General features: G+C 58.5%; 24 protein-coding genes. 18 read left to right on the top strand and 6 right to left on the bottom strand.

Annotated features, from left to right (window positions below; genetic code table 11):
• Window positions 1-42 precede the first annotated feature (42 nt).
• From ACOYXG_RS27065 to ACOYXG_RS26980, 18 genes are all read left to right on the top strand, one after another.
• The gene (locus ACOYXG_RS27065) at window positions 43-450 is read left to right on the top strand and encodes a F0F1 ATP synthase subunit I (RefSeq protein ID WP_003229783.1); all 408 of its coding nucleotides are present in this window, start codon (window positions 43-45) and stop codon (window positions 448-450) included.
• A gap of 16 nt (window positions 451-466) precedes the next feature.
• A complete protein-coding gene (gene atpB, locus ACOYXG_RS27060; protein WP_007960779.1) occupies window positions 467-1,336 on the top strand; it encodes a F0F1 ATP synthase subunit A in 870 nt (289 codons plus the stop codon).
• A gap of 133 nt (window positions 1,337-1,469) precedes the next feature.
• Entirely contained in the window at window positions 1,470-1,727 is a 258-nt protein-coding gene (gene atpE / locus ACOYXG_RS27055; RefSeq protein WP_003097235.1) for a F0F1 ATP synthase subunit C, read from the top strand.
• Between the two features lie 59 nt (window positions 1,728-1,786).
• Complete coding sequence (locus ACOYXG_RS27050; protein ID WP_011336718.1) at window positions 1,787-2,257, top strand: F0F1 ATP synthase subunit B; 471 nt, start codon at window positions 1,787-1,789, stop codon at window positions 2,255-2,257.
• A 12-nt stretch (window positions 2,258-2,269) separates the two neighbouring features.
• Complete coding sequence (locus ACOYXG_RS27045) at window positions 2,270-2,806, top strand: F0F1 ATP synthase subunit delta (RefSeq protein WP_007911956.1); 537 nt, start codon at window positions 2,270-2,272, stop codon at window positions 2,804-2,806.
• Window positions 2,807-2,827: 21 nt separating this feature from the next.
• On the top strand, window positions 2,828-4,372 hold the full coding sequence (atpA, locus tag ACOYXG_RS27040) for a F0F1 ATP synthase subunit alpha (RefSeq protein WP_047596971.1): 1,545 nt from the start codon (window positions 2,828-2,830) through the stop codon (window positions 4,370-4,372).
• Between the two features lie 50 nt (window positions 4,373-4,422).
• Entirely contained in the window at window positions 4,423-5,283 is an 861-nt protein-coding gene (atpG, locus tag ACOYXG_RS27035; RefSeq protein WP_010565870.1) for a F0F1 ATP synthase subunit gamma, read from the top strand.
• Window positions 5,284-5,310: 27 nt separating this feature from the next.
• Complete coding sequence (gene atpD / locus ACOYXG_RS27030; protein ID WP_027610292.1) at window positions 5,311-6,690, top strand: F0F1 ATP synthase subunit beta; 1,380 nt, start codon at window positions 5,311-5,313, stop codon at window positions 6,688-6,690.
• Window positions 6,691-6,735: 45 nt separating this feature from the next.
• A complete protein-coding gene (locus tag ACOYXG_RS27025; RefSeq protein ID WP_007954164.1) occupies window positions 6,736-7,161 on the top strand; it encodes a F0F1 ATP synthase subunit epsilon in 426 nt (141 codons plus the stop codon).
• Window positions 7,162-7,277: 116 nt separating this feature from the next.
• On the top strand, window positions 7,278-8,645 hold the full coding sequence (gene glmU / locus ACOYXG_RS27020) for a bifunctional UDP-N-acetylglucosamine diphosphorylase/glucosamine-1-phosphate N-acetyltransferase GlmU (protein ID WP_460355028.1): 1,368 nt from the start codon (window positions 7,278-7,280) through the stop codon (window positions 8,643-8,645).
• 223 nt (window positions 8,646-8,868) lie between these two features.
• Window positions 8,869-9,648, top strand: coding sequence for a DeoR/GlpR family DNA-binding transcription regulator (locus tag ACOYXG_RS27015; RefSeq protein ID WP_460358564.1), 780 nt, complete (start codon window positions 8,869-8,871; stop codon window positions 9,646-9,648).
• A 2-nt stretch (window positions 9,649-9,650) separates the two neighbouring features.
• Window positions 9,651-11,483 carry a glutamine--fructose-6-phosphate transaminase (isomerizing) gene (gene glmS, locus ACOYXG_RS27010; protein ID WP_414888664.1) on the top strand — a complete coding sequence of 611 codons (1,833 nt, stop codon included), beginning with the start codon at window positions 9,651-9,653 and terminating at the stop codon, window positions 11,481-11,483.
• A gap of 287 nt (window positions 11,484-11,770) precedes the next feature.
• Window positions 11,771-12,031 carry a hypothetical protein gene (locus ACOYXG_RS27005; RefSeq protein WP_027610296.1) on the top strand — a complete coding sequence of 87 codons (261 nt, stop codon included), beginning with the start codon at window positions 11,771-11,773 and terminating at the stop codon, window positions 12,029-12,031.
• Window positions 12,032-12,415: 384 nt separating this feature from the next.
• Window positions 12,416-12,643: a hypothetical protein gene (locus ACOYXG_RS27000; RefSeq protein ID WP_081730173.1), complete on the top strand. Its 228-nt coding sequence runs from the start codon at window positions 12,416-12,418 to the stop codon at window positions 12,641-12,643.
• 12 nt (window positions 12,644-12,655) lie between these two features.
• Complete coding sequence (locus tag ACOYXG_RS26995; protein ID WP_097090236.1) at window positions 12,656-13,645, top strand: hypothetical protein; 990 nt, start codon at window positions 12,656-12,658, stop codon at window positions 13,643-13,645.
• 683 nt (window positions 13,646-14,328) lie between these two features.
• Window positions 14,329-15,255: a LysR family transcriptional regulator gene (locus ACOYXG_RS26990; protein ID WP_027610298.1), complete on the top strand. Its 927-nt coding sequence runs from the start codon at window positions 14,329-14,331 to the stop codon at window positions 15,253-15,255.
• Between the two features lie 102 nt (window positions 15,256-15,357).
• Window positions 15,358-15,984 (top strand): glutathione S-transferase family protein, encoded by a 627-nt coding sequence (locus ACOYXG_RS26985; protein ID WP_460355024.1) that lies wholly within the window; start codon window positions 15,358-15,360, stop codon window positions 15,982-15,984.
• A 60-nt stretch (window positions 15,985-16,044) separates the two neighbouring features.
• On the top strand, window positions 16,045-18,075 hold the full coding sequence (locus tag ACOYXG_RS26980; RefSeq protein WP_027610300.1) for a pyridoxamine 5'-phosphate oxidase family protein: 2,031 nt from the start codon (window positions 16,045-16,047) through the stop codon (window positions 18,073-18,075).
• Between the two features lie 142 nt (window positions 18,076-18,217).
• On the opposite strand, the gene ACOYXG_RS26975 is transcribed toward ACOYXG_RS26980, so the two are convergent.
• The 6 genes from ACOYXG_RS26975 to ACOYXG_RS26950 are packed head-to-tail and all read right to left on the bottom strand — an operon-like array spanning window position 18,218 to window position 25,319.
• Window positions 18,218-19,348: a glycosyltransferase family 4 protein gene (locus ACOYXG_RS26975; RefSeq protein ID WP_027610301.1), complete on the bottom strand. Its 1,131-nt coding sequence runs from the start codon at window positions 19,346-19,348 to the stop codon at window positions 18,218-18,220.
• Complete coding sequence (locus ACOYXG_RS26970; RefSeq protein ID WP_460355021.1) at window positions 19,349-20,479, bottom strand: glycosyltransferase family 4 protein; 1,131 nt, start codon at window positions 20,477-20,479, stop codon at window positions 19,349-19,351.
• The gene (locus ACOYXG_RS26965; protein WP_223007067.1) at window positions 20,463-21,830 is read right to left on the bottom strand and encodes a glycosyltransferase family 4 protein; all 1,368 of its coding nucleotides are present in this window, start codon (window positions 21,828-21,830) and stop codon (window positions 20,463-20,465) included. Before ACOYXG_RS26965 ends, ACOYXG_RS26970 begins: the two co-directional genes overlap by 17 nt.
• Window positions 21,827-23,080 carry an ABC transporter ATP-binding protein gene (locus tag ACOYXG_RS26960; protein WP_134785058.1) on the bottom strand — a complete coding sequence of 418 codons (1,254 nt, stop codon included), beginning with the start codon at window positions 23,078-23,080 and terminating at the stop codon, window positions 21,827-21,829. Before ACOYXG_RS26960 ends, ACOYXG_RS26965 begins: the two co-directional genes overlap by 4 nt.
• Window positions 23,080-23,877, bottom strand: a complete 798-nt coding sequence (locus tag ACOYXG_RS26955) for an ABC transporter permease (RefSeq protein WP_027610305.1) — start codon at window positions 23,875-23,877, stop codon at window positions 23,080-23,082. Before ACOYXG_RS26955 ends, ACOYXG_RS26960 begins: the two co-directional genes overlap by 1 nt.
• On the bottom strand, window positions 23,877-25,319 hold the full coding sequence (locus ACOYXG_RS26950) for a mannose-1-phosphate guanylyltransferase/mannose-6-phosphate isomerase (protein WP_460355016.1): 1,443 nt from the start codon (window positions 25,317-25,319) through the stop codon (window positions 23,877-23,879). Before ACOYXG_RS26950 ends, ACOYXG_RS26955 begins: the two co-directional genes overlap by 1 nt.
• Window positions 25,320-25,322 lie beyond the last annotated feature (3 nt).

Below are 25,322 nucleotides of genomic sequence, written 5' to 3'. Positions count from 1 at the left end.
AGTTATTGAATTCTGGCAGCCGACCATTGGAGAGCAAACGTGATGGAAACCCGCAAGCCAAACCGCCTGCCGTTCCATCGCCTGGCGGTTTTTCCGGTGTTGATGGCTCAATTTGTCATTTTGCTCATTGCCGCTTTGGCGCTCTGGCAATGGCACGGAGTCGTTGCCGGATACTCGGGACTTTGCGGAGGCCTGATAGCCTTGCTGCCCAATGTTTATTTCGCTCACAAGGCATTTCGGTTTTCCGGCGCCCGAGCAGCCCAGTCCATCGTCCGGTCATTTTATGCCGGCGAGGCAGGCAAACTGATTTTGACGGCAGTGCTGTTTGCACTGGTGTTTGCAGGTGTGAAGCCATTGGCGCCGATCGCAGTATTCGGCGCTTTCGTGCTGACTCAGTCGGTCAGCTGGTTCGCTCCCCTGCTGATGAGAACAAGACTTTCGAGACCTTAGGGCGTTTGAGGCAACCATGGCAGAAACAACCGCTTCGGGCTATATCCAGCACCACTTGCAGAACCTGACCTTCGGTCAGCTACCTAACGGCGGCTGGGGCTTTGCCCATACCGCAGCAGAAGCCAAGGAAATGGGCTTCTGGGCTTTCCACGTCGATACCCTCGGCTGGTCGGTCGCGCTGGGTCTGATCTTCGTTTTCCTTTTCCGCATGGCGGCAAAGAAAGCAACATCGGGTCAGCCAGGTGCTTTGCAGAACTTCGTTGAAGTATTGGTCGAATTCGTCGATGGCAGCGTGAAAGACAGCTTCCATGGCCGTAGCCCGGTGATCGCACCGCTGGCACTGACCATCTTCGTCTGGGTGTTCCTGATGAACGCCGTCGACCTGGTACCGGTCGACTGGATTCCTCAGCTGGCCATCCTGATCACCGGCGACCACCACATCCCGTTCCGTGCCGTGTCGACCACCGACCCGAACGCGACCCTGGGCATGGCGTTCTCGGTTTTCGCACTGATCATTTTCTATAGCATCAAGGTCAAGGGCATCGGCGGCTTCATCGGCGAACTGACCCTGCACCCGTTCGGCAGCAAGAACATCTTCGTTCAGGCCCTGCTGATCCCGGTGAACTTCCTGCTGGAATTCGTGACCCTGATCGCCAAGCCGATCTCTCTGGCCCTGCGTCTGTTCGGCAACATGTATGCCGGCGAGCTGGTGTTCATTCTGATCGCTGTGATGTTCGGCAGCGGCCTGCTCTGGCTGAGTGGCCTGGGCGTTGTTCTGCAGTGGGCGTGGGCTGTGTTCCACATCCTGATCATCACCCTGCAGGCGTTCATCTTCATGATGCTGACCATCGTCTACCTGTCGATGGCGCACGAAGAAAACCATTAAGAGCAGCCTCGGCTGATCTGATGTCCCTCCCGGTCAAACGGGAGGGGGCTCTTAACCGGGCCTCTGAAACGATTTGTTTTACCGCTTTAATCTAAAAAACCTAAACCATACGACGTAAAAGTCGGGAGGAAAGATGGAAACTGTAGTTGGTCTAACCGCTATCGCTGTTGCACTGTTGATCGGCCTGGGCGCACTGGGTACCGCAATTGGTTTCGGCCTGCTGGGCGGCAAGTTCCTGGAAGGCGCAGCGCGTCAGCCAGAAATGGTTCCAATGCTGCAAGTTAAAATGTTCATCGTTGCCGGTCTGCTCGACGCCGTAACCATGATCGGTGTTGGTATCGCTCTGTTCTTCACCTTTGCGAACCCGTTCGTTGGTCAGATCGCTGGCTAATTACCCGGATTCTTCCGAGTAATTTGGTGTGATGGACAACGTAACTGCGAGGTGTTGGCGTGAACATTAATGCGACCCTGATTGGCCAGTCCGTTGCGTTCCTGATTTTTGTACTGTTCTGCATGAAGTTCGTATGGCCTCCGGTCATCGCTGCTCTGCACGAACGTCAAAAGAAGATCGCTGATGGTCTGGACGCTGCCAGCCGTGCAGCTCGCGACCTGGAGTTGGCCCAAGAGAAAGCGGGTCAGCAACTGCGCGAAGCGAAAGCTCAGGCAGCTGAAATCATCGAGCAAGCCAAGAAACGCGGTAACCAGATCGTTGAAGAGGCTGTTGAAAAAGCCCGTATCGACGCTGACCGTGTGAAGGTTCAGGCTCAAGCCGAGATCGAACAGGAACTGAACAGTGTCAAAGACAAGCTGCGCGCCCAAGTGGGCTTGCTGGCTGTCGGCGGCGCCGAGAAGATCCTGGGTGCCACAATCGATCAAAACGCGCACGCAGAGCTGGTTAACCAACTGGCTGCTGAAATCTAAGCGAGGGCGATCATGGCAGAACTGACCACGTTGGCCCGACCTTACGCTAAGGCGGCCTTCGAGCACGCTCAGGCCCACCAGCAACTGGCCAATTGGTCAGCCATGCTCGGCCTGGCTGCAGCGGTGTCGCAAGACGACACCATGCAGCGCGTGCTCAAGGCCCCGCGACTGACGAGCGCAGAAAAGGCCGCCACGTTCATTGACGTGTGCGGCGACAAGTTTGATGCCAAGGCACAGAACTTCATCAATGTCGTTGCCGAAAACGACCGTCTCCCGCTTCTGCCGGAGATCGCCGCTCTGTTCGACCTGTACAAGGCCGAACAAGAGAAGTCGGTAGACGTTGAAGTGACCAGTGCTTTCGCATTGAACCAAGAACAGCAAGACAAACTCGCCAAGGTTCTCAGTGCACGACTCAACCGGGAAGTGCGCCTGCAAGTTGCGGAGGATGCTGCCCTTATAGGGGGTGTCGTTATCCGCGCCGGCGACCTGGTTATCGATGGCTCGATTCGCGGCAAAATCGCGAAACTTGCCGAAGCATTGAAATCTTGAGTTTGAAGGGGCAGCAGAGCAATGCAGCAACTCAATCCTTCCGAAATAAGTGAAATTATCAAGGGCCGCATCGACAAGCTCGATGTGACCTCCCAAGCCCGTAACGAAGGCACTGTCGTCAGCGTATCTGACGGCATCGTGCGGATTCACGGTCTGGCCGACGTCATGTACGGCGAGATGATCGAGTTTCCGGGCGGCGTCTACGGTATGGCCCTCAACCTGGAGCAAGACTCCGTAGGTGCCGTTGTACTGGGCGCATACACCAGTCTGGCTGAAGGCATGAGCGCCAAGTGCACCGGCCGCATCCTCGAAGTTCCGGTTGGTAAGGAACTGCTGGGTCGCGTAGTCGATGCACTGGGTAACCCTGTTGACGGCAAAGGTCCACTGGGCAACACCTTGACCGACGCGGTCGAGAAAGTTGCACCGGGCGTGATCTGGCGTAAGTCGGTAGACCAGCCTGTACAGACTGGCTACAAGGCTGTCGATGCCATGATCCCTGTCGGCCGTGGCCAGCGTGAGCTGATCATCGGTGACCGTCAGATCGGTAAAACCGCTCTGGCGATCGACGCGATCATCAACCAGAAAGACAGCGGCATTTTCTGCGTCTATGTAGCGATCGGTCAGAAGCAATCGACCATCGCCAACGTGGTTCGCAAGCTGGAAGAAAACGGCGCCCTGGCCAACACGATCATCGTGGCTGCCAGTGCTTCGGAATCTCCTGCGCTGCAATTCCTGGCACCGTACTCCGGTTGCACCATGGGTGAATTCTTCCGCGACCGCGGTGAAGACGCGCTGATCGTTTATGACGATCTGTCCAAGCAAGCAGTGGCTTACCGCCAGATTTCCCTGCTGCTGCGCCGTCCACCAGGCCGTGAAGCTTACCCAGGCGACGTGTTCTATCTCCACTCCCGTCTGCTGGAGCGCGCATCCCGCGTTTCGGAAGAATACGTAGAGAAGTTCACCAACGGCGCAGTGACCGGCAAAACCGGTTCCCTGACCGCACTGCCGATCATCGAAACCCAGGCTGGCGACGTTTCCGCGTTCGTTCCGACCAACGTGATTTCCATCACCGACGGTCAGATCTTCCTGGAATCGGCCATGTTCAACTCGGGCATCCGCCCTGCAGTGAACGCCGGTGTTTCGGTATCCCGTGTGGGTGGTGCCGCTCAGACCAAGATCATCAAGAAGCTGTCCGGTGGTATCCGTACCGCTCTGGCTCAGTACCGTGAACTGGCGGCATTCGCCCAGTTCGCTTCTGACCTGGACGAAGCGACCCGTAAGCAACTTGAGCATGGTCAGCGCGTTACCGAGCTGATGAAGCAGAAGCAATACGCACCAATGTCGATCGCTGACATGGCGCTGTCGCTGTATGCCGCTGAGCGTGGGTTCCTGACTGACATTGAAATCGCCAAGATCGGCAGCTTCGAACAAGCGCTGATTGCTTTCTTCAACCGCGATCACGCCGATTTGATGGCCAAGATCAACGTTAAAGGTGACTTCAATGACGAAATCGACGCTGGCATGAAAGCCGGTATCGAGAAGTTCAAGGCCACCCAAACCTGGTAAGCCGCAGCGGGAGCCGCAAGGCTCCCGCTTGCTAACCTGATAGGTGTTACATGGCAGGCGCAAAAGAGATTCGCAGTAAGATTGCGAGCATCAAAAGCACGCAAAAAATTACCAGCGCCATGGAAAAAGTGGCGGTGAGCAAAATGCGCAAGGCACAAATGCGCATGGCAGCCAGCCGTCCTTATGCGGAGCGTATCCGCCAGGTAATTGGGCATCTGGCCAACGCCAACCCGGAATACCGCCACCCGTTCATGATCGACCGTGAAGTAAAGCGCGTCGGTTATGTCGTGGTGAGCAGTGACCGTGGTTTGTGCGGCGGCTTGAACACCAACCTGTTCAAGGCCCTGGTCAAGGACATGGCGGTAAACCGCGAAAACGGCGTCGAGATTGATCTGTGTGTAGTCGGTAGCAAGGGTGCGGCCTTTTTCCGCAACTTCGGCGGTAACGTCGTTGCAGCTATCAGCCACCTGGGTGAAGAGCCGTCGATCAATGATTTGATCGGCAGCGTCAAGGTGATGCTGGATGCCTACCTGGAGGGCCGTATCGATCGCCTGTCCGTGGTATCCAACAAGTTCATCAACACCATGACACAACAGCCTACCGTGGAGCAGTTGATTCCACTGGTGGCAACCCCGGATCAAGAACTCAAGCACCACTGGGACTACCTCTACGAACCAGACGCCAAAGAGCTGCTTGACGGCTTGATGGTGCGCTACGTGGAGTCGCAGGTGTACCAGGCGGTGGTCGAGAACAACGCGGCTGAACAAGCTGCGCGGATGATCGCGATGAAGAACGCTACCGACAACGCCGGTGATTTGATCAGCGATTTGCAGCTGATCTACAACAAGGCGCGTCAGGCTGCGATCACCCAAGAGATCTCGGAAATCGTCGGCGGCGCTGCCGCGGTTTAACGGTTCAAATATTCAGAGGATCCAGCTATGAGTAGCGGACGTATCGTTCAAATCATCGGCGCCGTTATCGACGTGGAATTTCCACGCGACAGCGTACCGAGCATCTACAACGCGCTGAAAGTAGTCAGTGCGGCCGAAACCACTCTGGAAGTTCAGCAACAGCTGGGCGACGGCGTGGTTCGTACCATTGCGATGGGTTCCACCGAGGGCTTGAAGCGCGGTCTGGAAGTTACCGATTCCGGCGCAGCCATCTCCGTACCGGTCGGTAAAGCGACTCTGGGCCGGATCATGGACGTTCTGGGTAACCCGATCGACGAAGCTGGTCCAATCGACACCGAAGAGCGCTGGGGCATTCACCGCGCAGCACCTTCGTTCGCTGAGCAAGCAGGCGGCAACGACCTGCTGGAAACCGGCATCAAGGTTATCGACCTGGTTTGCCCGTTCGCCAAAGGCGGTAAAGTCGGTCTGTTCGGTGGTGCCGGTGTAGGCAAAACCGTAAACATGATGGAACTGATCCGTAACATCGCCATCGAGCACAGCGGTTATTCCGTGTTCGCCGGTGTGGGTGAGCGTACTCGTGAGGGTAACGACTTCTACCACGAGATGAAGGACTCCAACGTTCTGGACAAAGTGGCACTGGTTTACGGTCAGATGAACGAGCCGCCGGGAAACCGTCTGCGCGTGGCCCTGACCGGCCTGACCATGGCCGAGAAGTTCCGTGACGAAGGTAACGACGTTCTGCTGTTCGTCGACAACATCTACCGTTACACCCTGGCCGGTACTGAAGTATCCGCACTGCTGGGCCGTATGCCTTCGGCAGTAGGTTACCAGCCGACCCTGGCTGAAGAGATGGGCGTTCTGCAAGAACGTATCACTTCGACCAAAGAAGGTTCGATCACCTCGATCCAGGCGGTATACGTACCTGCGGATGACTTGACCGACCCGTCGCCAGCGACCACCTTCGCCCACTTGGACGCCACCGTCGTTCTGTCCCGTGACATCGCTTCCCTGGGTATCTACCCAGCGGTAGATCCACTGGATTCGACTTCGCGCCAGCTGGATCCGAACGTAATCGGTCAGGACCACTACGACACCGCTCGCGGCGTTCAGTACGTTCTGCAACGTTACAAAGAGCTGAAAGACATCATCGCGATCCTGGGTATGGACGAGCTGTCGGAAGCCGACAAACAGTTGGTTAACCGTGCTCGTAAGATCCAGCGCTTCTTGTCGCAGCCGTTCTTCGTGGCTGAAGTCTTCACCGGTGCTTCGGGTAAATACGTTTCCCTGAAAGACACCATTGCTGGCTTCAAAGGCATCCTCAACGGTGACTACGACCACCTGCCAGAACAAGCGTTCTACATGGTTGGCGGCATCGAAGAAGCGATCGAGAAAGCCAAGAAACTGTAATCCCGGCGCCCGGCAACGGGCGCTAATTTAGGTTGAGGCAATCAGATGGCTATGACAGTCCATTGCGATATCGTCAGCGCGGAAGGGGAAATCTTTTCCGGCCTGGTCGAGATGGTGATTGCGCACGGTGCACTGGGTGATCTTGGTATCGCTCTGGGTCACGCGCCGCTGATCACTAATCTGAAGCCAGGTCCGATCCGCCTGATCAAGCAAGGCGGGGAAGCCGAGGTGTTCTACATCTCCGGTGGTTTCCTCGAGGTTCAGCCGAACATGGTCAAGGTGCTTGCCGATACCGTGCAACGTGCCGCCGACCTGGATGAAGCTCAGGCTCAAGCAGCTCTCAAGGCTGCCGAAGCTGCTCTGCACGAGAAGAGCGCAGATTTCGACTACGGAGCTGCGTCCGCACGTCTGGCCGAGGCTGCAGCTCAGCTGCGCACCGTCCAGCAGATCCGCAAGAAGTTTGGTGGTTAATCCGTCAGCCACTTGTTGTGCGATTGATAAAAAAGGGTAGCCTCGGCTACCCTTTTTTCTTTCCGATTTTTACAACCCGGTCGCAGTTGCTGACCACCCAGGATTGGTAGCCAGTCATGTCTCTCGAAATCGTTATCCTCGCGGCCGGTCAAGGCACCCGTATGCGTTCGGCGTTGCCGAAAGTGCTGCACCCGGTAGCCGGCAATTCCATGCTTGGGCATGTTATCCACAGCGCACGGCAGCTCGATCCACAGCGCATTCATGTGGTGATCGGCCACGGTGCCGATGTGGTGCGTGAGCGTCTGGCGGCTGACGATTTGAATTTCGTGCTGCAGGACAAGCAATTGGGCACTGGTCATGCAACGGCTCAGGCTGTGCCGTTCATCAGCGCCGACACGGTGTTGATCCTCTACGGTGACGTGCCGTTGATCGAAGTTGAAACCCTGCAGCGCCTGCTTAAACATGTCGTACCGGGCCAGATGGGACTGCTGACCGTCGAGCTGGAAGATCCGACCGGTTACGGTCGCATCGTGCGCAACGCTGACGGCAAGGTCGCTGCCATCGTTGAGCATAAAGATGCCAGCGAAGCCCAGCGCGCAATCACCGAAGGCAATACCGGCATTCTCGCCGTCCCGGCCAATCGCCTGGCCGACTGGATGAGCCGCCTGTCGAACAACAATGCCCAGGGCGAGTACTACTTGACCGACGTGATCGAAATGGCGGTCAGCGATGGTTTGGTGGTGGCCACTGAACAACCGCACGACCCGATGGAAGTGCAGGGCGCCAATGATCGTAAGCAACTGGCGGAACTGGAGCGGCATTACCAGCTGCGCGCCGGCCGCCGGCTGATGGCGCAAGGCGTGACCCTGCGTGACCCGGCGCGTTTCGATGTGCGTGGCGAAGTCACCGTCGGTCGCGATGTGCTGATCGACATCAACGTGATTCTCGAAGGTAATGTTGTCATCGAGGACGACGTGGTGATCGGCCCGAACTGCGTGATCAAGGACAGCACCCTGCGCAAAGGCGTGGTGATCAAGGCCAACAGCCACATCGAAGGCGCCATTCTTGGTGAAGGCAGTGATGCCGGTCCGTTCGCCCGTCTGCGTCCGGGCACAGTGCTAGAAGCGCGCGCGCATGTGGGTAACTTTGTCGAACTGAAAAACGCGCGCATGGGTGAGGGCGCCAAGGCCGGGCATCTGACCTATCTGGGCGACGCGGAAATCGGCGCCCGCACCAACATTGGCGCGGGCACCATTACCTGCAACTACGATGGCGCCAACAAGTGGAAAACCGTGTTGGGCGAAGATGTGTTCATCGGCTCCAACAACTCGTTGGTCGCACCTGTGGATATCTCGTCCGGGGCAACTACCGCGGCTGGTTCGACCATCACCCAGAATGTGGATAACGCCCAGTTGGCCGTTGGTCGGGCGCGGCAGAAAAATATCGACGGCTGGAAGCGGCCGGAGAAGATCAAGAAAAGCTGAGTTATCCACAGCTGCACTTAATGCTTGAATCCAAATGTGGGAGCGGGCTTGCTCGCGAATGCGGTGTTTCAGTTTCACATTTCAGTGACTGACCCTTCGCATTCGCGAGCAAGGGCTCCCATATTCGTCTGTATCGTTTCTAAAATTTTCGATCTGTCGCTTGACGATTTATGGCTGATAGGTTTTGATTGCTTCCGTTATCTTTCGAATCGAAACTTAGACCATCATGTCGAAACGCAATACACCTCAGCGCCGACACAATATCCTCGCCTTGCTCAATGACCAGGGCGAAGTCAGTGTGGATGAACTGGCCAAGCGCTTCGAAACTTCTGAAGTTACGATTCGCAAGGATCTGGCCGCACTGGAAAGCCATGGTCTGTTGCTGCGCCGTTACGGCGGGGCGATCACCATGCCGCAGGAATTGGTCGCTGAACCGGGCCAAAGCGTTTCAAAGTACAAACAGGCGATTGCCCGCGCCGCCGTCAAACGTATCCGCGAGCACGCCCGCATCATCATCGACAGTGGCAGCACCACTGCGGCGATGATTCCCGAGCTTGGCCAGCAGCCGGGTCTGGTGGTGATGACCAACTCCCTGCACGTGGCCAACGCCTTGAGCGAACTCGAACACGAACCGGTGCTGTTGATGACCGGCGGCACCTGGGATCCGCATTCGGAGTCCTTCCAGGGCCAGGTGGCCGAGCAGGTACTACGCTCTTACGACTTCGACCAGTTGTTTATCGGCGCCGATGGCATCGATCTGGTGCGCGGTACCACCACGTTCAACGAGTTGCTTGGCCTGAGCCGGGTGATGGCCGACGTGGCGCGTGAAGTCATCGTGATGGTCGAGGCCGACAAGATCGGTCGCAAGATTCCCAACCTGGAGCTGCCGTGGAGCAGCGTCCATACCCTCATTACCGATGATCGCCTGCCTGAAGATGCGCGCGATCAGATTCAGGCCCGCGGTATCAGCGTGATTTGCGCGGCTGTCAGTCAGGAGAAATAAGCATGTGTGGAATTGTCGGCGCAGTTGCTGAACGTAATATCACCGCCATCCTGCTCGAAGGCCTCAAGCGCCTTGAATACCGCGGCTATGACAGCGCCGGTGTGGCAGTTTTCACCAACGATGAAAAGCTCGAGCGCATGCGCCGTCCGGGCAAGGTCAGCGAGCTGGAAGCGGCGCTGGCCGCACAGCCGCTGGTCGGCCGTCTCGGTATCGCCCACACCCGTTGGGCGACCCACGGTGCACCTTGCGAGCGTAACGCGCACCCGCATTTCTCCGGTGATATCGCCGTGGTGCACAACGGCATCATCGAGAACCACGAAGCCCTGCGTGAGCAACTGAAAGCGCTGGGTTACGTGTTCACTTCGGACACCGACACCGAAGTCATCGCGCACCTGCTGAGCCACAAACTCAAGGATCAGCCTGACCTGACCGTCGCGCTGAAAGCCACCGTCAAGGAACTGCACGGCGCCTACGGTCTGGCCGTGATCAACGCACAACAGCCGGATCGTCTGGTTGCCGCACGCAGTGGCAGCCCGTTGGTGATCGGTCTGGGCCTGGGTGAGAACTTCCTCGCGTCCGACCAATTGGCCCTGCGTCAGGTCACTGACCGCTTCATGTACCTGGAAGAAGGCGATATCGCCGAAATTCGCCGCGACAGCGTGCAGATCTGGGATGTAAACGGTCAAACCGTCGAGCGCCAGACCGTGCAGTACAGCGATGGTGCCGAAGCCGCTGACAAGGGCGAGTTCCGTCATTACATGCTAAAGGAAATCCACGAACAGCCCGTCGTGGTGCAACGTACCCTAGAAGGTCGCCTGAGCAACAATCAGGTGCTGGTGCAGGCCTTCGGTCCACAGGCTGCCGAACTGTTCGCCAAAGTGCGCAATGTGCAGATTGTCGCCTGCGGTACCAGCTACCACGCCGGTATGGTCGCGCGTTACTGGCTCGAAGAACTGGCCGGTATCCCGTGCCAGGTCGAAGTCGCCAGCGAATTCCGCTACCGCAAGGTGGTGGTGCAGCCGGATACCCTGTTCGTCACCATCTCGCAGTCCGGCGAAACCGCCGACACCCTGGCCGCGCTGCGCAACGCCAAAGAGCTGGGCTTCCTCGCCAGCCTGGCGATCTGCAACGTCGGCATCAGCTCGCTGGTGCGTGAATCCGACCTGACGCTGCTGACCCAGGCCGGTCGCGAAATCGGCGTAGCCTCGACCAAGGCGTTCACCACGCAACTGGTCGGCCTGTTGCTGCTGACCCTGTCGCTGGGTCAGGTACGCGGCACGCTCGGCAAAGGCGTTGAAGCCACGCTGGTGGAAGAGTTGCGTCGCCTGCCGACCCGTCTCGGCGAAGCGCTGGCGATGGACAGCACCGTGGAAAAAATCGCCGAGCTGTTCGCCGAGAAGAACCACACCCTGTTCCTCGGCCGTGGCGCGCAGTTCCCGGTCGCAATGGAGGGCGCCTTGAAGCTCAAGGAAATCTCCTACATCCACGCCGAAGCCTATCCGGCTGGGGAACTGAAGCACGGCCCGCTGGCGCTTGTGGATAACGACATGCCGGTGGTTACCGTGGCGCCAAACAACGAACTGCTGGAGAAGCTCAAGTCCAACCTGCAGGAAGTCCGCGCCCGTGGTGGTGAACTGATCGTATTCGCTGACGAGAAAGCCGGGATGACCAACGGCGAAGGCACCCATGTGGTGCAGATGCCGCACATCCACGACATTCTTTCGCCGATCCTCTACACCATCCCTCTGCAGTTGCTGTCGTACTACGTCGCCGTGCTCAAGGGCACCGACGTCGACCAGCCGCGCAACCTGGCGAAGTCGGTGACGGTGGAATAAGTTATCCACAGCTGACATTGACCTGGTTTTAGACAATAAAAACTGTCGCTGAACAATAAAGACTGTCGCAGAGGAGGATTTCCTCCTCTGCCGATCTTGAACGCTAGGTCTCTCGTAGCGCAGCTGCATATTCTATGGTCTTGCGAATCCAACCTGGCACTGGATTCAGGGTTGGGCCTCGGTGCATGCTGGTCGGAGCTTAATGCTGGCAGCCGCTAATCATCGGCATTAGACGTTGCCAGAGCTAGCCGCTAACATTATGCGACATCAATACAAATGAGGCGCCTATGATTGGCCGATCCATTCACGAATGTGTTGATCTTGTTTTGCTTGGAGATGCAGCCAATACAATTCTGGAGAGTACCAAGGAACGTCTAGCTCGCGCTGGCGGAGATCTCAAAATCGAGGAAGCCGCCAGCAAATGCCTTGAAAGCCTTGATCTTGCGAGCTCAGCCGGAGACTGTTCGCTGGATGATGTCAGGACTGTCAAGCGGGAGCTCAAGATTGCAGTGCGCGATCGGCGCTTCGAGCTGAATCCTTTCGACTAATGTGCAGTCATTGTCGTTTGCTTTACTTGTTCCTTAGCTTAAGAAGCACGACAGGCGATCAATCAGCCTTCCCTGGCCTTCATGCCCATCCCGCTGACGCCCAGCGCGCCCACCATTCGACCACTTTGCTGCAGACCTCTCTCACTGGCCTCATGCTCCTCCGGCTAAGAAAGGCTACGCATCCGTATACACCCTGGAGGCTATGCACTTTTTCCACCAAGTCTGCTTTTGTGGTTGACCTTTCTGTGCTTTTTAGCTAAGTTTTCGATACGGCTTTATTCGTGGCCGGCGAAAGCAAGTTACGGATTCTCTTTTTCACTAATTTTAAATAGTGAGAGGTGGATCTTTGCATTCGCGAAACTGCCTCTTACTCTGGAGGCAATTATGTCAGAAATCTTACCTTCTCCTCTCCCTGTTCCCGAATTTCGCAAGAAGAAGGGACGTGCACTTGCACGCCTTGATCGCGAGCAAAAAATGCTGGAGTCCGGTCCGCTTGGCGCCGAGCGCTTACTTCTCAATATTGCAGTGGACTATATGGAACGTCACCCAAATATGTCTTGGGACCAGGCTCTCTTCGCGGCTCGAGCTTATCTTGATCGAGCACATGATTAAGCAAGGACAGCCATGATGAAGAAAATGACAGCTATCTCACATAACAATGTAACGTATGAAATCAGGTTCGGAAGCTGGTTTCAGCACCTTCACGGAAAGGCCTCGGAAGCACTTCGTGAGGTACATACAGATGACATTATACTTCCTACTGAAAAAACAGTAGCGATCTACAAGGCAGAAAAGAGGGCTGAGTACAATGCCCAACCACGCAGTCCTCGTTCATCAGCGAAACAATACCTCAACGACTGCTCGCTGAGTGATTTTGGGCTAAACTGGGATAAATTAATTGAGTTGCTCAAGAAAAGAATAAATGACGCCTGTATACCCTTACTTTTGAAGTATCAGCACTCTGATAACGAAAGCTATGAGTTAGCTAAAGCGGCGTCCAACGGGCATATCAGCGCCATGTACCGGATCGGAGCCTCGCTTGGGGGGGGGCGGAGTGATGATTGTCTACTCTGGTTATCGATGGCTCATAACAGAGGTCATCTCGGGGCGTGCTACGAAATGGCAATGCACCTTGCAGCCAAGGAAAATCACATCGACTCTCTACGTTGCTTGATAATATCTGCCGATGGAGGTTCCGATATTGCCTATATGTCTATCTTTCAGATAACCAATCTGAAAAATATGTTAAAAATCCAAGCTGAACCACTTGAAAGCATGTTAAATGAGCTCGCAGAGGCAACACATGCATCAAGCGCTAATTACTTTAAAGGCATACTAAAACTTTTTTCAAATAACCCCGCCGCCGGAATGGCCATTTTAAAAAACTTCCTGAAGGAGCCGAAGAAAAAGCCTTCTGAAAATGATACTGGTGAAGTTTATTACAATCAGGTCAATATTGTTAGTAGCTTCATTGAGGGTGTATTGGCGGACATCCAATCAGGAGTACCTCCACTGATATCCATCTCGACTCGTGGCGAACAGGCTGGTTTCTGCAGCTTCTCGGATTACACTGAGTTTTTCGAAATAGTTCAAAACTTACAGAAAGCCGAGTAAACGGCTATCGATTAACGCAGAAAGACGACAGAGCAGCGACCAAGTAACCAAAAACAGGCGAAGAATCTCAGATTAGTCAATCTAAGTGAGTGTTCCGAGCCTGTCTTCATCAATCACGATTCAATTGCTCGGAAGCTAAATCTCACAGCGTTTCTCGCAACTCGTTATTTCTCACGGTGCAAGGTATGGGCATCCGATGATGGTGGCGAAAACCGCCTATGCCGCAAAAAATTGGACAATGCAGCACGAGACACATTCAAGGATTTCTCGGGCTGGTTTACAGGGAAGGGAGCGACGGTGCTGCCAGGTTGGCCTAATATATTTGCGACACGATGTGGAACGTGCTTTTCTAAATAGATGCATGTCCTGAGCGTCAGACTGCATAGGGTTGGCAGGTTCTTGTTGCTGGTGCGACTTTGATCCAGTCGTAAAGAGGCCAGAGAGTAAGTGTAGCCGTCAGCTATCCGCGGAGCAGCAGCTCTGATTGGCTGGGGCAGTTTTAATTCTCTAGCGCTTGAGTCCGTATCAGCATCTGGGCCTTCTGCGACAGTTTTGCGATTTCTTCGCAGCCAGCTGGAAGCCCCGAAATCCGCCTCATACTGCGACAGCTTTAATTCTCAAAATCCAGACCCGCAAAAATCGCAGCCTCGGCTGCGATTTTTGTATCTGAATCGAGGACCTCCATGGACCGCTTCCAGGAAATGCAGATCTTCGCCACCGTGGCCCAGGAGCAGGGCTTCTCGGCAGCGGCGCGGCGTCTTGGCTTGTCCGCGGCCAGTGTCACCCGCGCCGTGGCGGCGCTAGAGCAGCGCATTGGTACACAGTTGCTGATTCGCACGACACGCACTGTGCACCTCAGCGAGGCCGGTCAGCGTTATCTGGAAGATTGTCGGAGAATTCTCGCCGAGGTGCAGGAAGCCGAGGATTCGGCGGCCGGCAGTCACGCCCAGCCCCGTGGGCAATTGACGGTGACTGCGCCGGTGTTGTTCGGTGAGTTGTTTGTCACGCCCCTGATGACCAGTTATCTGACGCAGTATCCAGATGTTTCGATCAATGCGCTGTTGGTCGATCGGGTGGTGAGCATGGTCGAGGAGGGCATCGATGTCGCGGTGCGCATTGGTGAGTTGCCGGACAGCAATCAGCATGCAATCCGGGTCGGCGAAGTGCGGCGGGTGATCTGTGGTTCGCCGGACTATCTGGCTCGACACGGCCGTCCCGCGCATCCGCAGGCACTGGCCGGTGCGCCGGTGGTGACGACGTCGGCCATCGGCCAGTTGCGCAACTGGCCGTTTGTGGATCAGGGCGAAGCGCTTAGCGTGCGACCCGAGCCTCGGCTGGTGGTCACCGCCAACCAGGCGGCGATTACTGCGGCTTGCCTGGGCTTGGGGCTGACCCGGGTGTTGTCCTATCAGGTCGCCGGCAAGGTGGCTTCCGGTGAACTGGAAATTGTCCTCGCCGATTTCGAACTGCCGCCGCTGCCGATTCATGTGGTGTATCAGGGCGGACGCAAGGCACCGGCGCGGGTGCGCAGTTTTGTCGACCACGCGGTGAAGGTGCTGCGAGAACATCCGGCGCTGCAGAACGCGGCGTTATTTCATCCAGTGAAATAATTGATTGCGATTGCTGGTGATTCTGTTGATTTGAAGATGGGTGGAAGATGGCCTCCATCGGCGCTGCCATCCCGAACGGCGCCCCCTCCAGCGGAGTCGACCATGCAAGCGATCAAACTCTACAACTTCCCGCGTTCCGGCCACGCCCATCGGGTAGAGCTGATGTTGTCCCTGCTGCAACTGCCGACTGAACTGATCCTGGTCGATCTGGCCAAGGGTGAGCACAAGCAGGCGCCGTATCTGGCGATCAACAGTTTCGGTCAGGTGCCGGCGATCGACGATGACGGTGTGGTGCTGGCCGACTCCAACGCGATTCTGGTGTATCTGGCGCTCAAGTACGGCAATGGCCGCTGGCTGCCGACCGATCCGGTCGCTGCAGCACGGGTGCAGCGCTGGTTGTCGGCCGCTGCAGGGCCGATTGCTTTCGGACCTGCTGCTGCACGATTGGTGACGGTGTTTGGCGCACAGTTGAATGCTGAAGAAGCGATTACCCGTGCGCACAACCTGCTCAAAGTGATGGAGGTGGAACTGGGCAAGACCACTTACCTGGCCGGCAGCGAACCCACCATCGCCGACGTGTCCGCCTACAGCTACATCGCCCATGCGCCAGAAGGCAACGTGTCGCTGGACGACTACACCAACGTGCGTGCCTGGCTGGCGCGTGTCGAAGCCTTGCCCGGTTTTGTCGGCATGCCGCGCACGGTCGCCGGTCTGCAAAAGACTGCCTAAGGGGGCGGCCCGATCTGATCGAGTTAACCACAATGCGCCGGCGGCGCGGGGAGATGCGTGATGGAACGTTCACCGTGGCACGCTGGCGAGCAACAACTGCAGGCCCATGTCGGCGTTGCCGAGCGCATGGAGGCCTTCGGTCGAAAAGTGATTCGCGACTGGATGCCGGATCAGCACCGCGCCTTTTATGAGCAGTTACCGTTCATGCTGTACGGCGCGGTCGATGCTGACGGGCGCCCATGGGCCAGCGTGATCGAAGGCGCGCCGGGGTTTGCGCATTCGCCTGATCCCGAGCATCTGCATTTCGCCAGCCAACCCGCTGCCGATGATCCGGCGCAATTGCGCAATGGCGAGCCGATCGGGTTGCTCGGCATTGAGTTGCATACCCGCCGCCGCAATCGCCTCAACGGTCATGTCGACAATCTGACCGTGCAGGGTTTCGAGGTGAGCGTGGATCAGGCTTTCGGCAACTGTCCGCAATACATTCAACTGCGCCAGTTCCAGCGCGTGCCGCTGAGCGATCCGCAGACGCGGCCAGCGCAGCACGACGACGGTCTTGATGACGCAGCCAGAGCCATGATCGAAGGCGCCGATACCTTCTTTGTCGCCAGTTACGTCGATGTGGACGGACAACGTGCGGTGGATGTTTCCCATCGTGGCGGGCAGGCCGGGTTTGTCCGGGTTGAAGGTAATCGTCTGACCATCCCGGATTTTGCCGGCAACCTGCACTTCAACACGCTCGGCAACCTGCTGCTCAATCCCAAGGCCGGCCTGCTGTTCATCGACTTTTCCACAGGCGATGTGCTGCAACTGAGCGGGCGGACCGAAATCATCCTCGACGGGCCGCAGATCGAAGCGTTCCAAGGCGCCGAGCGCCTCTGGACATTCGAGGTAGAGAGACTGGTGCGGCGCCCGGCGGCACTGGCCCTGCGCTGGCGCTTCGACGGCATGTCGCCCACCAGTCTGCTGACCGGCACCTGGGCCCAGGCCGATGCACGCTTGCAGGCCAAAGCGCTGGGTGACCGCTGGCGGCCGCTGCGGGTGACCCGCATCGAAAGGGAGAGCCAGCACATCCGCTCGATCTATCTGCAACCGGACGATGGCGCAGGGATGCCGGTGTTTCAGGCTGGCCAGCATCTGCCGTTGCGCTTCACTCTGGATGGTGAAACGCATATTCGCACTTATAGCCTGTCGAGTGCGCCATCGGATGATTTCCTGCGCATCAGTGTGAAACGCGAGGGCCTGGTTTCAGGCCATTTGCACCAGCAGATCCGGGTCGGCGATGTTCTTGAGGCACGGGCGCCACAGGGGCACTTCACGGTGGCACCGCTGGAACACCGGCCGCTGGTGCTGCTGGCGGCGGGGGTTGGCATCACGCCGTTGCTGTCGATGCTGCGCGAGGTGGTGTATCAAGGCCTGCGCACCCGCAGGATCCGGCCGACGTGGTTGCTGCAGAGTTCTCGCAGCCTGGCCGATCAGCCGTTTCGCGAGGAACTCGATCGCTTGCTGGAAAGTGCTGGCGACGCGGTACGGGTGATTCGCCTGCTCAGCCAGCCGGAAGCCGATGTGCACGAGGGCGAAGATTTCGACCGCCATGGGCGCATTGATGGGGCACTGCTGCGCGATTTGCTGGAGGTCGAGGATTACGACCAGATCGATTTTGCCGTCTGTGGCCCCGGCGCTTTTACCCAAAGTGTCTACGACAGTCTGCGCGAGCTGGACATTCGCGACGCGCGGATCCATGCCGAGACCTTCGGCCCGTCGACGCTCAAGCGCCAGCCGGACCCGGATGCGGCGGTCATCGAGCAACCACCGGCCGCCATCACGTCAGTGCCGGTGATGTTCGAGCGTTCTGCCAAAGAGGCGCGCTGGCAGCCGGACGGCGGCAGTCTGCTGGAGCTCGCAGAAAGCCGTGGCCTGCGCCCCGAGTTCAGTTGCCGGGGAGGTTCGTGCGGCACCTGCAAGACACGTCTGGTCAGTGGCGCGGTGAATTATCCACAGCCCCCGGCAGACCTGCCGGAAGCGGGGCAGGTGCTGATTTGTTGCGCGGTGCCGGCGCAGAGTGAGCAGTTGTTGGTGCTGGATCTCTAACGGCTCATTTGAAATCACTACACCCCCCTGTGGGAGCGGGCTTGCTCGCGAAGGCGTCAGATCAGTCGACATCATTGTTTACTGAAAGACCGCTTTCGCGAGCAAGCCCGCTCCCACAGGGTGATGTGTTTCAGCAACGGGATCAGGCGTAAGACAGGTCTTTCTCCTCCAGCAGCTCCTGATACAGCTCGGTCCACTTGCGGCCCATCTCGTCGGCGGTAAACAACTGCCGGTAACGCGCCTCGGCCTTTATGCCCATGGCTGCTGCGCGTTCGGGGTTTTCCCAGAGGCTGCGCATTGCCTCGCGAAACGCCTGAGGGTTGCTCGGTGGCACCACCAGCCCGGTTTCGTTGTGGATGTTGATGTAGCTGGTGCCGGTACCGATTTCGCTGGAGATCATTGGTTTGCCGTACATCGCGCCTTCGAGCAGCGAAATGCCGAACGCTTCGGAACGCAGGTGCGACGGAAACACGATGGCGTAGCTCAGTTGCAGCAGGGCGACCTTGTCTTCATCGCCCAGGCGCCCGAGGAAGTGGATGTTACGCAGCCCCAGCGCAGCAGCCTGGGCGTGCAACTCCAGTTCCAGCGGCCCGGCACCGACGATCACCACCGGGTAGTCCACGTCCTTCAAGGCGTCGAGCAGGATGTGCAGACCTTTGTAATAACGCATGACCCCGACGAACAGGAAAAACTTATCCCCAAGCTGCTGGCGCCAGCGATTCATCCGTTCGCTGTCGGCCTGTGGATAACCGGCCTTGTTCAAACCGTATGGAATCACCCGGGTCTTGTTCTGAAACTGCTGCAGCACGTCGCTGGTGTGCAGGTAGTTCGGCGAGGCCGCGACAATCCGGTCGGCGCTGGCGAGGAAGCGGTTCATCAGCGGTCGGTAGAGTTTGAGCAGATGCTTCTGACGAATAATGTCCGAGTGGTAGGTCACCACGCTCGGTTTGTTCATGCCGCTGGCAAAGTGCACCAGGTCCATGAACGGCCACGGAAAGTGATAGTTGACCACATCGGCTTCGGCGGCCAGCTCGCGAAACTGTTTGAACACGCTCCAGGAAAACCCGGTGGAGGCGAACTGGATGTCGAGTCTGGCGCGATGCACTTCGTGTTGACCCAGTTGCACCACCGGCGGGGTCGGGTCGGCGCTGAGTGTCAGCACCTGGCCGTCGATACCGTGATGCGCACCGCTTTCGCACAGCTGAAATATCACCTGCTCGATACCGCCGACCGAGTCAGGCAAGTAGGTTTTGAAAAAATGAAGAACTCGCATTCAACCTCCCATGGCCTGGCGGTAGGCACCGGCCGTGGCCTGTGCGCAGCGCTGCCAGGAAAAAAGCCGCGCCCGCTGCAATCCGGCTTCTCGGCATGCTTGCCAATGCACCTGATCGTCGAGCAGACGGATCAGCGCGTCGCGCAAGCCGTCTGCATTGTCAGGTTCAATATAGTTGCCCGCGTCGCCCGCGACTTCCGGCATGGCCGAAGCGCGGGTGAGTAGCACCGGCGTACCGCTGGCCATCGCCTCCAACACCGGCAGGCCAAAGCCTTCGTATAACGAAGGAAAAATCAGCGCCCGGGCACCGGCCAACAGCTGGGCCAGGTGTTCATCGGGCAAGTAGCCGAGCAGGCACACATGCCCGCTTGCCAATGCCTGACGCAGTTCGGCGCTGAACTGTTCGCGCTGCCAGCCAGCCATGCCGACGATCAGCAGCGGAAAGCGTTGGCGCACGGCCTCCGGCAGCAAGGCATGGGCGCGCAGGGCCAGCCGCAGATTCTTGCGTGGCTCCAGCGTCCCGACACAGAGGAAATACTCCCGCGCCGTAACGGCATGGGCCTTGAGTACCGGGTCGATGGTGTGTGCGTCACGCGGATGAAAGCGCTCGGCTACGCCCAAGGGAGCGACCACGAAACGTTCAGCGGGCAGGCCGAAACAGCTTTGAGCTTCGTCGGCGATCGCTTGTGAATCGGTGAGGATCACTTGTGCCTGCCGTACGCCGGTAGCCAGTCGGCGCTCGATCTCTTGCAAACGTGCCGGCGGCTGAGTTTCGGGGTAATGCAGGTGCGTCAGGTCGTGCAGGGTGATCACGGTCGGGCCGTCGAAGGCCAGTGGCCACAGACTCGGTTCGTGATACAGATCGATGCCATGCGCGCGCGCCTGATCGAAACGCTTTTGTTCCAGCCAGCGCCGCGCCTGATAAGCCCCGGGGATCTGCCGCAGCAGTGGCGTCAGGCGCGAATAACCGGGCATCGCCGCCTCCGGCAAGGCCGAACTCCAGCCCCAGCCGTGGAACAACTCAATTTCGATATCGGTATCGCTGCGCAACGCATTCACCAACTCGGCGACGTAATGGCCGATGCCGGTGCGCGGTGCCTGCAGGATCCGGGCATTAAGGGCAATGCGCATGCGGCCTCGCTGGCGCCAATGGCGCTTGCACTGCATTGCGTACGGTGCGCTCGGCCAGTTGCGCACTCGCCTCGTGCCAGTCGATCCAGCGCCAGTCCGCCACATCGCGAGCAGCGGGGAATTGGCCACTCTGCAGGAACCGCATGATCAAGTCAGCGAGGCTTTGCGGATCCTGCAAATCGAAATACGCCATGAATTCGCCGCCGATTTCGCGGAACACCGCAATGTCGCTGCCCATCGCCGGCAAGCCACGCTGCATGGCTTCCACCAGCGGCAGGCCAAAGCCTTCGACAAACGAAGGGAATACCAGCGCACTGGCGTGGGCGTAGGCATGTTCGAGGCTGGTGTCGCTCAAGTCGTTGAACATGAACAGGCGGCGATTCAGTTCGGGATGACTGCGCACCCGGGCGAGCAGGGCGTCGCACTTCCAGCCGATGCGCCCGGCGATGCACAGACGCGCCGGGGAGCCGGCGGTCCAGGCCCGTTCGAAGGCATCGAGCAGGTATGCGTGGTTCTTGCGCGGCTCAATGGTACTGACCATCAGGAACAGCGGCTCCGGTGTATTGAACAGCTGTTGCAGGCGCGGTTCGACGGTTTCCCCGGCGCTGTGCAGATCCAGTTCGGAACCGAGGTGAAAATAATCGAACCAGCGTTTTTCGGCCTGTACCGTGCCGATCCGTTGCTGCAGTTCGGCGCGCACCTGATCGCGTACCGTGGCGGAAATGGCCAGGTAGCCGTCGGCCGTGCGGGTGATCCAGTCGAACCATTCACTGAAGACCTGCACCAGCCGCGTGTCGTAGAACTGCGGGTGGGTCAGCGGTATCAAGTCGTAGATGACCGCGACAATACCGACACCCTCGCGCTTGAGCTGTTCGGCGTGGGAGAAAAAGTCCGAGTGCCAGGACGAATCCAGCAGCACCAGTTGGTCTCCGGGCTGATGCTGCAAGGGGGCACAGCGTTTTGGCAGTTGCTGGCGGTTGATCCGCTCGATCAGCCGCAGGGGTACGCCAAATGCCGCGAAAGCGCTCAGCCGATAGCCGACGTACAACAGGCGTCGTGGGGTTTTTGCCTGCAGGCGGCTGTCGAGGCGCTGATGCCATTGCCAGAAACGGTGCGCAAGGCGTTCCAGTCGTTCGCCGAATGTCGCAATGGCGTTGAACAGCGGCGCGTCCAGCGGGGCCAGGCGCGTGACCCGATACAGCCGGCCCCTCAGCGAAATGACCGGCAGGCACTCGACATCACCCACCCGCTCCGGCAATTGCTTGATGACGTTGCGCACCACGCGTTGAATACCGGAGTTGATCTTCGGGTGTTTGAAGACGTGGGTGCACTCGACCAAGAGGCGGGTCATGGCGCACGCTCGGTCAGCGCTGCCTCGGTGTGAGGGGTGATCGTCGTCTTGGCATTGAGCCAGGAACAGCCGACGAAATCTTCCTGGCGGTTGTTGATCACGTGAAACACCAGACCGTAATCGCGCCATTCGAAGTTGCGGTCCAGATGCGAGTCCAGGCGCGACAGGCTCAACGATACCGAATAGTTGCCCTTGCCCAGCCCCATGACGAAGGCGAAGCGGTAAGTGAAGCGTTCGCCGGCGCGCAGATCGGTCAGGGCCTTGTTCAGGCGATGGGTGTTGATGCCATACATCATCTGGCCCAGACGATCCTTGAGGATGAAGCCGAGCACCAGCCGTTCAATGTCGCGGCGAACTTCGACCTGCACTTCCAGTACCACTGGCTGGCCGACCTCGGCAGCGTCGATGGCGCGATCGTGTTCGTCCAGCAGGCGCACACTCAGAATGCCTGCCTCGCCGGTGCCGGACACGGTCTGCACTTCGCCGCCGGCGAGCATTTCCTGACGCACGATCTGCCCTTCGCGTTCGGCCATCAGGGCGTTGTAATAGTCGAGCACCACTTCCGGCTTGTCGTACATGGCCATGTGGCCATCCTTGAGCAGGATCGCCGAATCGCAGATCGACTGGATGGCCGAGCGGTCGTGGGAGACGATCAGCAGGGTCGTGCCGGCCTTGCGGAAGCTGCGAATGCGTTCAAAGCTCTTGTGCTGAAAGTAGGCGTCGCCCACCGACAGGGCCTCGTCGACGATCAGAATGTCCGGACGCCGCGCGGTGGCGACGCTGAAGGCCAGGCGCATCTGCATGCCGCTGGAGTAGGTGCGCACGGGGTGGTCGATGGCTTCGCCGATTTCTGCGAAGTGTTCGATGTCAGGCATCAGCGCTTCGATTTCGCCAACCTGCAGGCCCAGCAACTGTCCGGCCATGATCGCGTTCTGGCGCCCGGTAAAGTCCGGGTGAAAACCCATGCCCAGCTCCAGCAATGCCGCTACGCGCCCTTCAATCTCGATTTTGCCGCAGGTGGGTTGAGTGGTACCGGTGATCATCTTCAGCAAAGTGCTTTTGCCCGCACCGTTGGCGCCGACGATACCCACGGCCTCGCCGGGGGCAATCTCGAAAGCGACATCCTGCAGCACCCAATGCTCGCGGTGGCGCACCGGGGAAAATGGGATCAGCCATTCCGCCAGACGGCTCCAGCGTGTCGGATACTGTTTATAAGCCTTGCCCAGGCCCGTTACGCGTATAAGTCCCATCAGAGTTCATCCACCATTTCACCGACGCGCTGGCGGAACAACCGCAGGGCGATCAGACACATCACCACCGCGACGATGAACACCGGTAAAAGCGAGTTCCAGACCGGCCACTGCCCATACAGGAACAGGTTCTGATAGCTGCCGATCAGGCTGGTCATCGGGTTGAGTTGCAGCAGCCGCTGGACCCACTCCGGGAGGATGGTGATCGGATACACGATCGGCGTCAGCCAGAACCAGAACTGCAGGCAGATGGCGAAGAGCTGGCCGACATCGCGAAAGAATACATTCAACACGCCGAGGATCATGCCCAGACCAGCGCAGAACAGCATTTGCAGCGCAATCAGGGGAATCAGCGCCAGGAGCGCCATACCGGGCCAACGCCCGCTGATCAATAGAAATCCAAGGAACAGGCCGATGATGATGGCGAAATTGATCGCCGCATTGCACAGCACGATCACCGGCAGGCAGATGCGGGGGAAGCTGATTTTCTTCAGCAGGTTGGCGTTATCCAGAAACATGGTCTGGCTGCGCAGGGTGATTTCCGAAAACATTCCCCAGGCGAGCAGCCCGGCGCAGAGATAGACACTGTAGGCCATGCTGTCATCCACACCCGGCAGGCGGGCGCGCATGATGTGCGAAAAGATCACGGTGTAGACGATGATCATCGACAGTGGATTGAACACGGGCCACAAGGCGCCGAGCAGCGAATTGCGATAACGCGCTTGAAACTCTCGCTGTACGCTGCCGAGGATGAATCCTCGATAGCTGTAAAGCGAGCGGTACAGGGAAAGCAGCATCAAACCGTCCTGCCGTATTGGTCTTCGAAGCGCACGATATCGTCTTCACCCAGGTATTCGCCGCTTTGCACTTCGATGATCACCAGGTCGATCACGCCGGGGTTTTCCAGGCGATGGCGATGGCCGGCGGCAATGAACGTCGATTCGTTCTTGGCCACCAGGTGAGTGCCGGTACCGTTGTTGGTGACCTTGGCCATGCCTTCGACCACCACCCAGTGTTCGTTGCGGTGATGATGCATTTGCAGCGACAGCTTGCCGCCGGGCTTGACCACGATGCGCTTGATCTTGAAGCGCGGGCCTTCCTCGAGCACGGTGTAGGTGCCCCACGGACGGCTGACCGTGCGATGCAGGCGGTAGGCTTCGTGGGATTTGTCCTTGAGCTGTTTGGCAACGCGTCGCACATCCTGGGCGCGATCGGCATGGGCCACCAGCACCGCGTCGGCGGTGTCGACGATGATCAGGTTATCCACACCCACGGCGGCCACCAGCCGGCCTTCGCTCTGCACGAAGTTGTTGTGACTGTCGATGAACACCGCTTCGCCGCTGGCGCGATTGTTGTCGGCATCGGCCGGTACCAGCGCTGCCACGGCACCCCACGAACCGATGTCGCTCCAGTCGAAACCGGCGGGCACCACCACGACTTTCTCCGAGCGCTCCATCAAGGCGTAATCGATGGAGATGTCGGTGATTTCAGCAAACAGTGCCGGTGACAGTTCCTGTTGCAGGCAGCCGATGGTTTCCACCGCGGCGCTGGCCTGCATGCAGGCGCGGGTCTGTTCCAGCAACTCTGGCGCGTGCAATTGCAGTTCGTTGATCAGGGTCGCGGTGGTGAAGCAGAACATGCCCGAGTTCCACAGGAAGTTGCCGCTTTCCAGGTAATGGGTGGCGGTTTGCAGGTCGGGCTTTTCCACGAAACGCTGCACTTTCGCTGCGCCTTTGGCATCCAGTGGTGCGCCGGTTTCGATGTAGCCGAAGCCGGTTTCCGGGGCGGTCGGCAGCACACCGAAGGTCACCAGATAACCGTCCTTCGCCAGATTGACCGCGTGTTCGACGGCACTCTTGAGTGCGTCCTGGTTGACGATCAAATGGTCGGCGGGCATCACCACCATGATCGCGTTGTCGCCGTGCAGCGCCTGCAGCGACAGGGCGGCGGCGGCAATCGCCGGGGCGGTGTTGCGCCCGGTCGGCTCCAGCAGGAAATGCCCACGATGGCGCGACACATGAGCGGCGCAATAGTGATCCTTGCTCTGGAAGTAGTACTCGCGGTTGGTCACCGTGACGATGTCGCCCCAGCCGTCCAGCAATGCGGCGGCACGCTGATAGGTCTTGCCGAGCAGCGACTGCCCGTCGGGCAGGGTCATGAACGGTTTGGGATGGCCCTCGCGGGACACCGGCCACAGACGCGTACCGGCACCGCCGGACAGAATCACGGGGATCAGCATGAC

Source organism: Pseudomonas sp. G3-39 (assembly GCF_054790485.1).
This window is presented reverse-complemented; position numbering and strand designations above follow the sequence as displayed.